This window comes from Bartonella sp. MU70NMGDW, assembly GCF_042194085.1.
GTDB lineage: Bacteria > Pseudomonadota > Alphaproteobacteria > Rhizobiales > Rhizobiaceae > Bartonella > Bartonella grahamii.
In genome coordinates, this window is sequence record NZ_JBHIMK010000018.1 from 17,196 (window position 1) to 28,924 (window position 11,729).

The window sequence follows — 11,729 nt, forward strand, 5'->3', positions numbered from 1 at the left end:
TAAACTCTGTGCCAATCTGTAAACAAATAACCTGTAAACAATCCGGCTTTTTATCTAGTCTAGCGCATTCTACCTTCTAACCACTTCATATCACTCATACATCACAACCTTAAGAGACTATCCTTCATAAGGCGCACAAAAAGCTCTCCTAGGATATTTATCACACGATCAACCAAAAAACACCTCATGTGTAAAGTTTGACATGGGTCCTATAGGCGCCTTCCTAAACAGATAATGTTTTTTACGCTGCATCATGATAACGGCAAAATATTAATACTGTTTTAACCATCACGAATGAACACAATTTTTTATTTATCATACTAACTAAATGTCCCCCTTCAGGACAGGCATACTAAAGTAATTCATACAACTTAAAAAAATACACGACCATCTTTGTTTATTTTTAGTTTTCTTTTTTATCAACCAAGTGTAAAAAGAATTGAAGAGGACATTCAAAAAAGCTTATCCGATAAATCTGTAAAATGAATCACATAAATGATTAAGCAGAAGAACTCTGAAAAACCAATCTGTCATCAGATTGGTGCCAAAAAGAAACCTCGTTTTGTAAAGTAGAAAGAAAAGTAAACGTTAAGATATTTTAGGCAATTTAAAAAGATATTCTTTTTTAAAAAAAGCAAACTGTAAACAATGGAAGAAGTATTGTGTGTTCTAATCGCAATAAAGACGTACAGCCCAATAAAAAAATTAAATCTCATAAAACGAAACAATGTGATCTGCTCATTGCAGGGGGGGCGGCTGTCGGTTTAACCTTAGCGATAGCACTCAAACAAACAGCCCCTAATCTGAAAATAAAAATCGTTGATGCTGCTCCACAAGAAGATACTCCTGCTTCTAACATACGAACCATTGCCCTTGCTGCCGCTTCTATTCGTATGTTAAAACAATTACAATGTTGGGAACCTATAAAACCCTATGCGCAACCCATTCATTCAATGATCATCACAGACACAAGCACAAGTGATCCTGTCAAACCCACCCTTTTAACTTTTGAAGGCGACATTAACCCTGGTGAGCCCTTTGCTGCTATGGTAGAACATAGAGAACTCATCAACACTTTAAAAAAACGTGTCAAAGATCTCAATATTCCTGTTATTGCAAACACGCGTGTCATTGATTTTCATCAAGAAGACCAACATAAAACCGTCACTTTAAATAATGAAGAGGTTTGGCAAACAAAATTGCTTATTGCAGCCGACGGAGCCCATTCGAAATTACGCCAAAAAGCAGGTCTTAAAAACTTTTCTCATCCCTATAAACAAACAGCAATCATCTGCACAGTTGAACATGAAAAACCCCATAATGGTCAAGCAATTCAACATTTTTTACCTGCCGGTCCTTTTGCTCTTCTCCCTCTCAAAGGCAACCGATCTGCCATTGTGTGGAATGAAGATCATAAAACTGCGCAATATTATCTCAAAGCTAATGCCCTTATTTTTGAAACAGAACTCGAAAGACGCATTGGCCATCGATTAGGCAAACTCTCTTGGAATGGCGAACGTCAAGCTTTTCCTTTAAGTCTTTCTTTAACACGTCAATGCGTTAAACCACGTTTTGCTCTCGTTGGCGACGCCGCCCATACCATCCACCCCATTGCAGGACAAGGACTCAATTTAGGATTACGCGATAGCGCTGCCCTCGCTGAAGTGATTATTGAAGCAGCACGACTAGGTCTTGACATTGGCTCCCTCACTGCTTTAGAGCGCTATCAAAGCTGGAGACGTTTTGAAGTTGTCCGTATGGCTTTAAGCAATGATTGGCTTAATAAACTCTTTTCTAATGATAGCCTTCTTTTACGGATGCTCCGCGATACCGGCCTTGGTATCGTTAATCAAGCGCCAAAAATAAAAAAATACTTCATTCAAGAAGCTGCCGGTCTCACTCCCAATGCCCCACGTCTTCTACACGGCTTCCCACTTTAAGCAAAAATTCATCCTATTTCACTTTTTTACAACCTTTGCCTTCCTCCTTCAAAGAACAAAAAATTCCTATCTCATCCAATCTGTTTACAAACCAGATTCCTGTCGAGTAATTTTCTCTTGACTTCTTCCTCCCATATTTCACTTAACATAAGACTCGACAAGCGAGTACATTCTAAGAATATTCACCACGCACTGAAAAATAATGTCTCAAAGAGGTTGCCTTATATCACCACACCTTAAAAGAAGGCATTTCACGTCATAACGAAATAAACAAGACTTTTTAGCACACAACATTTTATTTATAATAATAAATTCATTGTTCTCATATTGAGTAAGAAATCTAACGATCATAAAATACCCTTATTTCAAATCTCTCTCATGTTGAAGCAATCAAAATCATTCACTTGCACATCACGAACGAGAGTGTCGTATAAATAAAAAAAATTAAACAAAGCAATAAAAAACCTCCCTCTCTCAAGAACTAAGGACTTTAGCAATATTGGAGGCGAGTAAAGTGTATAAGGACGCCGGCTTATATTTTTTATTGAAATAAAAGCTGGTGTACAAAAATGGATTTTATGTAATCATAGGGACTTTCACGTTATACTATTCACGAAAAGCATCATAAAATAAGCTTCGTTGCATTGAAAAATTTTTCTTTTAAAACAAGCGCGTAAATTGGTAACACAACTGTATTCCGTTTGGGGTATTCTGTTCCTCAGACAAACCCTTTAACTTATTGTGGAATACCACACAATTTTAGAAAAAATATTCCGATATATAACAAAGTGTTCCGTACTCTATACCATCACACAAAATTGTAAACCTGCATATCACCCCCCTATTTCACACCATAAAAGAAGATAAACCGCAATAGAATGGCTTAATCCTTTTATTTTCAAATACGCTCTTTATTCATAATTCATTATTCATAAATGCTCATAAATGAATTTTAATCACAAACGCTCAGAAATATGTCATAAATTCTATAAAACTCATAAAAGCCATAGAGATTTTCATTTCCTACACACTCACTCATCTCAACTAAACGAACGATAAATCGATAAATAAAGTAAATGCCTCATATATAATCTTACAGAAAAAAGACCAAACAAAATCTATAACATCAGGCTTGTTTTACAGAACAATATTTCAAAAATATAAGTATGCTAATTTATTAACATATTAATTGATAAAATTATCATTTTACATATTGAGTGAAAATCCCTATGCAATAAATCATTCTCATTTCGACCATTTTTGTAAAGAGTCAATAAAACTATAAAAAGAAGTAAAATATCCCCCTCTCTCAAATGCCAAAAGCAATTACAATATTTTAATCCGGCATCATCATTATGCTTGCCAGATTATAACAACAAGACTTTTTCACTTAAATACATTTATTCATGCCCCCTATCATTTTATTTGATCACTCAATACTTTAATATATTTGTTCAGTATGTTTATACAATCAAATTACCCAAAAGAGCATACTTCTTGCATTTACATTCCCTAGTATTCCCTTATCTTGTAAATATCGCACACGTATTATGTTACTTCAAGTTCATCAAGTGTATACCCATTCTCCAACCACTCTTTAATCCACTTAGGTCTACGTCCACGCCCATTCCATAATTCCCATTGGTTATTAGGATTTCTATAATGGCGCTCTTTGCTCACAAGATCAGCGATATCAATTCCATGGGCATTAGCAATTTCAAGAATTTTTCGTCGCGCATTTTGCTTTTCCTTTGCTTGCCGTTTTTTTAATTCCACATCGATTTGTGTACGCATCTCTTGTAGTTCATCAAAATTCATATTTTTGAGATCATTCACCTTAATTACTCCCCTTGCAAAAAAGAATTTTTTTCTTGCCATATTTTAAACACAATTATAGACAATTTCTGTCCATTTATTATCGAAATTAAAATTACGATGCATATATCACTTTGACGGAGATGTGCTTTGGACCACAAAGAACTGTTTATTGGTACATCAATTACCATCACTGCATCTTTTTTCAGCTCAATCGCTGGAACTACTAAATGCAATGCTCAAACACCATCACACCTCTCTGACTCTCATGAATCAGTAGTCAAAAGTAAATATAAATCGTCACTCTATAAGTTATGGCAATACGCAACAAAGAACAAGCCCTCTCTGTATAATGATAGTGTAGTTCATTATGACAATAAAACCTCCCCTTACACACAACGGCTTTTTACTTCGTATAAATTTTTTTTGAAAAGATTTTTGCAACCAGAGAATTATGTAAAACAAGCAGCTTCAATACAGTATCAAAGATTATTATTTTTTAAAAGCAGCGCCTTTTTTCGTGATTACAATAATATTGGTTGGCATAACGTGCTCTATTTTATTCCGCACTTTTATCTTGTTGGTTGGATACTCGCATATATTAGAAATATTTTTAGAAGAGAACAAAACAATAATCACAAGGAATATTCTAAGCTAAACAATCTCGTTCTGCAAATTTATAAAATCAAAAAACAACGAGAAAATGCACCACAAAGAATGAGCATTTGTATTAATAAAATTCTTCATAATAAGGTGTATTGCTAATGATTGTTCCAGATTTCACATTTTTTGCTGCTGCATACATATCCAATACGCCCCCCATAACATTTTCAGTTATCGCCGAACAAGAAGCGCGGGACAATGTCTACGTAACAGATGATAAAGATAACTTCTTCTATCAATCATCTCAGCTTAAGGAAATAATCGCAACAACTGAACAGTTTAGACAGAATAAACATAATTTTAACATAATTTTAGGGCAAATTAGTGTTGGAAATGTGAAATTGTTTTCTCTTTTTGGTGCATTTGATTTTTGCGGAAATCTTACAGCTGTACAAAACGCTCTAACTTACTGCTATGAACAAACAACATCAAAGTGCATCTTTGAAAAAGCGACTTTGCAATCTGTGCTAAATTTCTACAACACAGAAAACTCAAACCACACCTCTATACAAAAAGTTACTTCATATATTGGAGTAAAAGCTGCTGTACGAGAAAATGAAGATTTGCAGGAGCCTGTAAAGCTTAAAAAAGAAGAACTAGAACAGGCAACTAACGTAGATTCTCTTCCTCTCTCTTCAAAAGGAGAAGAAGATGCATTTACACATAAAGAAAGTGGCACCAACGATGCTTTTTCGATTGAAGATTCTTCTTCATCGAGAGGCTCGCTAGAGTGACAGCTGATATTTTCACGAAACTCTAGAATTTTGATAGGATATTATAATGAAAGGTAGATAAGAAAATGTTAAAGCTCTAATTAGTAAGATTGGAGAAAATCTCTTCTAATTGAGGGCAAAGATAATGAAAATGATAGAACAAAACAGCGTTGATATAGCATTTAGTCAAAAAGCAGCACGTGAGATTACAGTCGTGATGCTTTCAGAAAGAGAATGGTATTTCACGTTTATTTCCGATGATCCAATCACCGGAAAACCAAATAAATATACGTTACTTACACAAAGAGGAAAATTAAGAACTTGGGCTGATCCAAAATATCTCTTTAAGTTTCTTCATGAACGAGGGGTCATTTGTGGGAGTTTTAATCTTAATCAGGATAAAGAACATGAAACAATTAAATATTCTTCACACAACAGCTCGTAATAAAATTGCTTTATTTTCTGCAGCTTTAACCGTATTTTTTACTGCACATCCCATATGTGCTCAGGCGCAAGTTTTGGGCAAGGCAAAGACAGCTCTAGACGCTCTGAAAAAAGATCTTATTGGACACATTATCCCTGTTGCTGCTGCCGTTATACTGTTGTGCTTAGCAATTGGCTATGCAGGACGCTACATCGGAAAGGATACGTTTGTACGCTGGGCCATCGGTGTTGTCATCGCAGGTTCTGCAGCTGAACTTGTCAAAATGCTATTTGGAACAGCTCCATAAATTATATGTGAGTATAATTTTTTTACTTATTAATTTTAGATAAATTAGTAATAATCTCAATGATGTTGAAAATAACGATAAAACTCTTAAGAGAATAGAAAATGAAACAATTAAGTAAATCGAAATCAAAAAATAATCGAATTATTGCATTTTCTGCAGCTTTAACCGTATCTTTTATGGCACATCCCATATGTGCTCAAGCGCAAGTTTTGAACAAGGCAAAAACAGCTTTAGATGCTCTGAAAAAAGATCTTATTGACAATATTATCCCTATCGCTGCTGCCGTGATACTTTTGTGCTTAGCAATTGGTTATGCAGGACGTTACATCGGAAAGGATACGTTTGTACGGTGGGCAATCGGTGTTGTCATCGCAGGTTCTGCAACTGAACTTGTTGGAATGTTATTTACTAAGTAATAATAAATTTAAATGTAATTATTGGTTAACAAAAATAGATCTTATTTATCTATTGTAGATACACTGATGATAGTATCACTTAATGTAAAATAATAACACATAGCATTCATAAATGCTTCATGAAAGAATAAAAAATGAATAATTTAAAATCACAAAATAACAACAGAATTATAACAATTTCTGCAGCTATAACAACATTTTTTATGAGCAATTCTGTGTATGCTCAGGCAAAATTAACAAATGCGGACACAGCTTTAAAAGCGCTCCAAACAGACTTAAAGCTGCTTATCCCTATTGCTGCTGCCGTGATACTTTTGTGCTTAGCAATTGGTTATGCAGGGCGCTACATCGGAAAGGATACATTTGTACGCTGGGCAATTGGTGTTGTCATTGCAGGTTCAGCAACTGAACTTGTTGGAATGTTATTTACTAAGTAATAATAAATTTAAATGTAATTATTGGTTAACAAAAATGAAGAAATTGAATAATTTTAGATCAAAAAATAATCGAATCATTCCAGCTTCTGTAGCTATAACCGCGTTTTTTATAACTCATCCTGTACATTCCCAAGCGCAAGTTTTGGTTCCAGCGAACAAAGCTTTAACAAGTTTACAGGATGATCTTGTTAAAAACATTATTCCTGTTGCTGCTGCTGTTATACTTTTGTGCTTGGCAATTGGTTATGCAGGACGTTACATCGGAAAGGATACGTTTGTACGGTGGGCAATCGGTGTTGTCATCGCAGGTTCTTCAACCCAACTTGTCTCAATGCTATTTAAACCATAATGAATTATATGTAAGTATAATTTTAACAAAATAGGTTTTATTTATCTATTGTAGATACACTGGTGATAGTACCATTTAATGTAAAATAATAACACATAGCATTCATAAATGCTTCATGAAAGAATAAAAAATGAGAAAATTAAATAATTTAAAATCACAAAATAACAACAGAATCATAACAATTGCTGCAGCTATAACAACATTTTTTATAACTCATCCTATATGTGCTCAAGCACAAGTTTTGGGTCAAGCCAACAAAGCTTTAACAACTCTACAAACAGATCTTACTAGTCATATTATTCCTGTTGCTGCTGCCGTTATACTTTTGTGCTTAGCAATTGGTTATGCAGGACGTTACATCGGAAAGGATACGTTTGTACGGTGGGCAATCGGTGTTGTCATCGCAGGTTCTTCAACCCAACTTGTTACAATGTTGTTTAAAACAGCGTAAAGTTAACAATAAATAAAGTTAATAATAAAATGAATAGTAGCTGTATACCAGTAATAATGTAGCCATACTGAAAAAAGGAATATTATTTATAGCAACTTTAATTAAAAGGGGATAAAGGATATGAAACAATTAAACACACTTCGAGTAAAAATATGTAATAAGATTAGTGCTATTGTTATCACTTCAGTTATGTTATTAATAACTCAATCTGCATATGCTCAAACGGAAACGAAAAGTTTAGATGTTTTCATAGGGATGCAATATGGATTAAGTATACTTATTCCTATCGCTGCTGCTATTATTCTTTTATTTCTTTTGCTTATTTATATATTTCGCATCATTGCAAGAGCTACATTTATGCGATGGGCATTCAGCGTCATTATTGCTGGTGCAGCCTTTTATATTAGCCACATATTATTTCACCTCCACTAACAAGAGCACCCTATGAAATCACAAGAACAAAAAGAATTCCCCCTATTCAAAGGAGCAACACGTGTTCCAACTATATGGGGTGTCCCCATGATGCCATTTATCGTTATGGTTATGGGAGTCGCTGTTATTGCTATGACAGTAAGTATCTTTTTGTGGATTATAGCACCTCCATTATGGTTCATTATGGTGCAAATTACTAAAAACGATGATAAGGCATTTCGTATCTGGTGGTTATGGATCGATACTAAATTTCGCAATCGAAACAAAGGTTTTTGGGGCGCATCAAGTTATAGTCCCTCTGATTACAGTAAAAGGAGATAAACATGACAGTTGTTGAAAGTAGCAAACGCCTTGCATCAGAGACACCTGTAAGCCTATTTCTGCCTTATTCACATCATATTACAGATACGATTATCTCTACTAAAAATGCGGAATATTTATCGATTTGGAAGATTGACGGGCGTTCACATCAAAGCGCTTCAGAAGAAGATATCTTTCAATGGATAAAAGAGCTTAATAATACTCTACGGGGTATTTCATCAGCCAATTTATCATTTTGGACACATATTGTGCGCCGCCGTGTTTATGAATATCCTGATTCAACATTTGATCAAATGTTTTGCTATCAACTTGATGAAAAATATCGGCAAAGCTTTACTGGTTATAATTTGATGGTCAATGATTTATATCTGACTGTCATTTTTCAGCCGATAGCGGATAAAATTATGTCGTTCTTTTCTCAACATGAACGTGAAACGCTTGACCAAAAAAAGATGCGACAAGACTCATGTATCAAAGAACTCAATGACATCAATCGTACTTTAGGCCAATCTTTAAACCGTTACGGTGCAGAACTTCTTGGTGCTTATGAAAAAAATGGACATGCTTATTCTTCTGCACTTGAGTTCCTTGGAATGCTTGTCAATGGTGAATATCGCCCCATGCCAATTTGCCATGACCGTTTTGCTGACTATATGTCTATCAATCGACCTTTTTTCTCAAAATGGGGTGCTCTTGGTGAACTGCGAACAACCAGTGGAATGCGTCGATTTGGAATGCTGGAAGTTAAAGAATATGATGCAACAACCAAACCGGGACAATTAAATGTTTTGTTGGAAAGTGACTTCGAGTTCATATTGACACAGAGCTTTTCGGTGCTTTCTCGACATGCTGCTAAAGACTATTTACAACGGCATCAGCGTAACCTTATTGATGCACGAGATGTGGCAACGAGCCAAATTGAACAAATTGACGAAGCACTAAACCAGCTTATCAGCGGGCATTTTGTCATGGGAGAACATCACTGCACATTGACTATCTATGGTGATACAATTCAACAAGTTCGCGACCATATGGCCAAAGCGAGTGCAGCATTACTAGACGTTGCGCTACTCCCCAAACCTGTAGACTTAGCGATAGAGGCTGGCTATTGGGCACAACTTCCTGGCAATTGGAAATGGAGACCACGTCCTGCTCCGATTACATCATTAAACTTTTTATCATTTTCATCTTTTCATAATTTTATGTCAGGAAAACCCACTGGTAACCCATGGGGCCCAGCCGTCACAATTCTTAAAACAACCAGTAAAACACCGCTTTATTTCAACTTTCATGCCTCCAAACTTGAAGAGGACTCAACAGATAAACGTTTGCTCGGTAATACCGCACTTATCGGACAATCTGGTTCCGGTAAAACCGTGTTACTTGGCTTTTTGTTAGCACAAGCACAAAAATTTAAGCCGACAACTGTTGTTTTTGATAAAGATCGTGGCATGGAAGTTGCCATTCGAGCGATGGGTGGAAAATATTTAACATTCAAGCCAGGCAGGAGAAGTGGTTTCAATCCTTTCCAACTCCCACCCACACAAGAAAATCTTATTTTTCTGAAACAATTTGTTAAAAAATTGGCAGAAGCTGGTGGTGAAGTCACGCATCACGACGAAGAAGAAATTAACAAAGCAGTTATGTCTGTTATGAGCAGTAACATTGACCGATCACTCCGTCGTTTGTCCTTTCTAGTACAATTTTTACCAAATCCACGTTTAAGTGATTATAATGCTCACCCATCTGTTCATGCTCGCTTACTAAAATGGTGTGAAGGTGGTGATTATGGATGGTTGTTTGATAATCCCCACGATGCTCTTGATCTCTCGACACATCAAATTTACGGCTTTGATATCACGGAATTCTTAGATAATTTTGAAACTCGCACCCCAGTGATGATGTATTTGCTTTACCGCACAGAAGGCATGATTAGCGGACAGCGATTTATGTATATCTTTGATGAGTTTTGGAAGCCTTTGCAAGATCCGTACTTTGAAGATTTAGCGAAAAATAAACAAAAGACTATCCGTAAACAAAATGGTATTTTTGTTTACGCAACACAAGAGCCTAGCGATGCCTTAGAAAGTAATATTGCCAAAACACTCATTCAACAGTGTGCGACTTACATTTTTCTAGCCAATCCCAAGGCAAACTATGAAGATTATACAAAAGGTTTTAAACTAACAGATACCGAATTTGAACTCGTTAAAGGACTTGGTGAGTTTAGTCGCCAATTCCTCATTAAGCAGGGTGATCAATCTGCGCTTGCAGAACTGAATCTTGGTAAATTTCATCTGACAAGCGGTGGAAAAACCATCGAACACGACTTTAGTGACGAGCTCTTGGTGTTATCAGGCACACCTGATAACGCAGAATTAGCCGAAAGCATTATCGCGGAAGTTGGTGATGATCCGGCAATATGGTTGCCAATTTTCTTACAGCACGCAAAAAATGACAGGAGGGAAACATGAAAAAAAAGGTCATTCCAATAGTAGTTGTAATAACTTTAGGGATTCCAAACCCAGCAATGGCTTGGGTTTGGGGCGCTGGAGCAGCGGATTTGTCGGCATCAATTCCAACGACGTGGCCCAATTTTTTTGGAAGTTCAAAAACATCAAAGAAAACACCTCCACAACAAAAGAAAGCGCCACATGATGCCCAACTTCTCGAAACACTAAAAAAACAACTTGAGGAAACAAAAAGGATACACGAATCTATAACGGGAAGCCAAAAATTCGACACTAAAAAACTTAAAAGTGCACAAACAGATCACAGCAGTTTTTTTCTCAAAAATCCAGAAACGCTCTACAATAGAAATAAATCTTCTGCTCTAGCTACATCACTTGAAAATATTTTAAAAGAAGAAGAAATTCCTATCTCTGTCCATGAATCTAGCAGTTTTATCAACAAGCGTAGCCAATATGCAGCCATCACTGATAAAGCCGTAAGTCTAAAGACTTTTGAAGAAGCAAACAATCGTTTTCAGCAAATTGAAGAACTATTAAACGAAATCAAGACAACAAAAGATCTAAAAAGTATTGCTGAGTTACAAGCACATATAATTGGAATGCTCGCTATGGTACAAAATGAAACAGCAAAACTACAAATGGTCACACATTTACGCAATGCTGAATATACACTTATCAAACAGCAGAAGGACAAACATAACATAAAAATTTTGAATAGTAAAAACTCGAAAATGCCTACCATAAGATTTATTAGATAAGGCTTTTTATAACAATATTTCGTGTATTATTTTTCCTGTATGCTCGTAAAAAGCAAAGGTTAGTGCATAATATTCAGTTCTCTCTCATAGACTGAAAAGATCTACGAAATTTAATTCTATCCTAAAAAACTCAACGAAAAATGCTTAAAAATCATATAAAAAGTTGAAAATTCGTTAAAGAGGAATTCCATGAACTTTACAGTGTTCACGCAACTTTTCAATAAAATTGATC

At 35.6% G+C, this 11,729-nt stretch carries 14 protein-coding genes; 13 read left to right on the forward strand and 1 reads right to left on the reverse strand.

Going from position 1 to position 11,729, the window contains the following annotated elements; genetic code table 11:
• Positions 1 to 662 precede the first annotated feature (662 nt).
• Positions 663 to 1,940: a ubiquinone biosynthesis hydroxylase gene (locus ACFIKE_RS03170; RefSeq protein ID WP_375648378.1), complete on the forward strand. Its 1,278-nt coding sequence runs from the start codon at positions 663 to 665 to the stop codon at positions 1,938 to 1,940.
• Positions 1,941 to 3,488: 1,548 nt separating this feature from the next.
• Here ACFIKE_RS03170 and ACFIKE_RS03175 read toward each other — a convergent pair.
• Entirely contained in the window at positions 3,489 to 3,776 is a 288-nt protein-coding gene (locus tag ACFIKE_RS03175; RefSeq protein ID WP_015857007.1) for an H-NS family nucleoid-associated regulatory protein, read from the reverse strand.
• A gap of 129 nt (positions 3,777 to 3,905) precedes the next feature.
• Here ACFIKE_RS03175 and ACFIKE_RS03180 point away from each other — a divergent pair, with 129 nt between their 5' ends.
• The 12 genes from ACFIKE_RS03180 (at position 3,906) to ACFIKE_RS03235 (ending at position 11,497) form a co-directional block, all read left to right on the forward strand.
• Positions 3,906 to 4,520, forward strand: coding sequence for a hypothetical protein (locus ACFIKE_RS03180; protein WP_375648379.1), 615 nt, complete (start codon positions 3,906 to 3,908; stop codon positions 4,518 to 4,520).
• Entirely contained in the window at positions 4,520 to 5,152 is a 633-nt protein-coding gene (locus ACFIKE_RS03185) for a TrwN protein (protein WP_375648380.1), read from the forward strand. Before ACFIKE_RS03180 ends, ACFIKE_RS03185 begins: the two co-directional genes overlap by 1 nt.
• A gap of 124 nt (positions 5,153 to 5,276) precedes the next feature.
• Entirely contained in the window at positions 5,277 to 5,576 is a 300-nt protein-coding gene (gene korA / locus ACFIKE_RS03190) for a KorA family transcriptional regulator (protein ID WP_015857010.1), read from the forward strand.
• Positions 5,539 to 5,862, forward strand: a complete 324-nt coding sequence (gene trwL, locus ACFIKE_RS03195; protein WP_375648381.1) for a VirB2 family type IV secretion system major pilin TrwL — start codon at positions 5,539 to 5,541, stop codon at positions 5,860 to 5,862. Before korA ends, trwL (ACFIKE_RS03195) begins: the two co-directional genes overlap by 38 nt.
• A gap of 101 nt (positions 5,863 to 5,963) precedes the next feature.
• The gene (gene trwL / locus ACFIKE_RS03200) at positions 5,964 to 6,278 is read left to right on the forward strand and encodes a VirB2 family type IV secretion system major pilin TrwL (RefSeq protein ID WP_375648382.1); all 315 of its coding nucleotides are present in this window, start codon (positions 5,964 to 5,966) and stop codon (positions 6,276 to 6,278) included.
• A 134-nt stretch (positions 6,279 to 6,412) separates the two neighbouring features.
• Positions 6,413 to 6,715, forward strand: a complete 303-nt coding sequence (gene trwL / locus ACFIKE_RS03205) for a VirB2 family type IV secretion system major pilin TrwL (RefSeq protein ID WP_375648383.1) — start codon at positions 6,413 to 6,415, stop codon at positions 6,713 to 6,715.
• 34 nt (positions 6,716 to 6,749) lie between these two features.
• Positions 6,750 to 7,064: a VirB2 family type IV secretion system major pilin TrwL gene (gene trwL, locus ACFIKE_RS03210; protein WP_375648384.1), complete on the forward strand. Its 315-nt coding sequence runs from the start codon at positions 6,750 to 6,752 to the stop codon at positions 7,062 to 7,064.
• Positions 7,065 to 7,194: 130 nt separating this feature from the next.
• Positions 7,195 to 7,515: a VirB2 family type IV secretion system major pilin TrwL gene (gene trwL / locus ACFIKE_RS03215; RefSeq protein ID WP_375648385.1), complete on the forward strand. Its 321-nt coding sequence runs from the start codon at positions 7,195 to 7,197 to the stop codon at positions 7,513 to 7,515.
• A 120-nt stretch (positions 7,516 to 7,635) separates the two neighbouring features.
• Positions 7,636 to 7,947, forward strand: coding sequence for a conjugal transfer protein (locus tag ACFIKE_RS03220; protein WP_375648386.1), 312 nt, complete (start codon positions 7,636 to 7,638; stop codon positions 7,945 to 7,947).
• 12 nt (positions 7,948 to 7,959) lie between these two features.
• Complete coding sequence (locus ACFIKE_RS03225; protein ID WP_015857019.1) at positions 7,960 to 8,268, forward strand: type IV secretion system protein VirB3; 309 nt, start codon at positions 7,960 to 7,962, stop codon at positions 8,266 to 8,268.
• A 2-nt stretch (positions 8,269 to 8,270) separates the two neighbouring features.
• Positions 8,271 to 10,742 carry a VirB4 family type IV secretion/conjugal transfer ATPase gene (locus ACFIKE_RS03230; protein ID WP_375648387.1) on the forward strand — a complete coding sequence of 824 codons (2,472 nt, stop codon included), beginning with the start codon at positions 8,271 to 8,273 and terminating at the stop codon, positions 10,740 to 10,742.
• Positions 10,739 to 11,497, forward strand: a complete 759-nt coding sequence (locus ACFIKE_RS03235; protein ID WP_375648388.1) for a type IV secretion system protein — start codon at positions 10,739 to 10,741, stop codon at positions 11,495 to 11,497. Before ACFIKE_RS03230 ends, ACFIKE_RS03235 begins: the two co-directional genes overlap by 4 nt.
• Positions 11,498 to 11,729: the final 232 nt, after the last annotated feature.

Bases quoted from the DNA above. Each gene is read 5' to 3' on its own strand.
- ACFIKE_RS03185 (WP_375648380.1), top strand. From the start codon at position 4,520: ATGATTGTTCCAGATTTCACATTTTTTGCTGCTGCATACATATCCAAT.
- korA (WP_015857010.1), top strand. From the start codon at position 5,277: ATGAAAATGATAGAACAAAACAGCGTTGATATAGCATTTAGTCAAAAA.
- trwL (WP_375648381.1), top strand. From the start codon at position 5,539: ATGAAACAATTAAATATTCTTCACACAACAGCTCGTAATAAAATTGCT.
- trwL (WP_375648382.1), top strand. From the start codon at position 5,964: ATGAAACAATTAAGTAAATCGAAATCAAAAAATAATCGAATTATTGCA.
- trwL (WP_375648383.1), top strand. From the start codon at position 6,413: ATGAATAATTTAAAATCACAAAATAACAACAGAATTATAACAATTTCT.
- trwL (WP_375648384.1), top strand. From the start codon at position 6,750: ATGAAGAAATTGAATAATTTTAGATCAAAAAATAATCGAATCATTCCA.
- trwL (WP_375648385.1), top strand. From the start codon at position 7,195: ATGAGAAAATTAAATAATTTAAAATCACAAAATAACAACAGAATCATA.
- ACFIKE_RS03220 (WP_375648386.1), top strand. From the start codon at position 7,636: ATGAAACAATTAAACACACTTCGAGTAAAAATATGTAATAAGATTAGT.
- ACFIKE_RS03225 (WP_015857019.1), top strand. From the start codon at position 7,960: ATGAAATCACAAGAACAAAAAGAATTCCCCCTATTCAAAGGAGCAACA.
- ACFIKE_RS03230 (WP_375648387.1), top strand. From the start codon at position 8,271: ATGACAGTTGTTGAAAGTAGCAAACGCCTTGCATCAGAGACACCTGTA.
- ACFIKE_RS03235 (WP_375648388.1), top strand. From the start codon at position 10,739: ATGAAAAAAAAGGTCATTCCAATAGTAGTTGTAATAACTTTAGGGATT.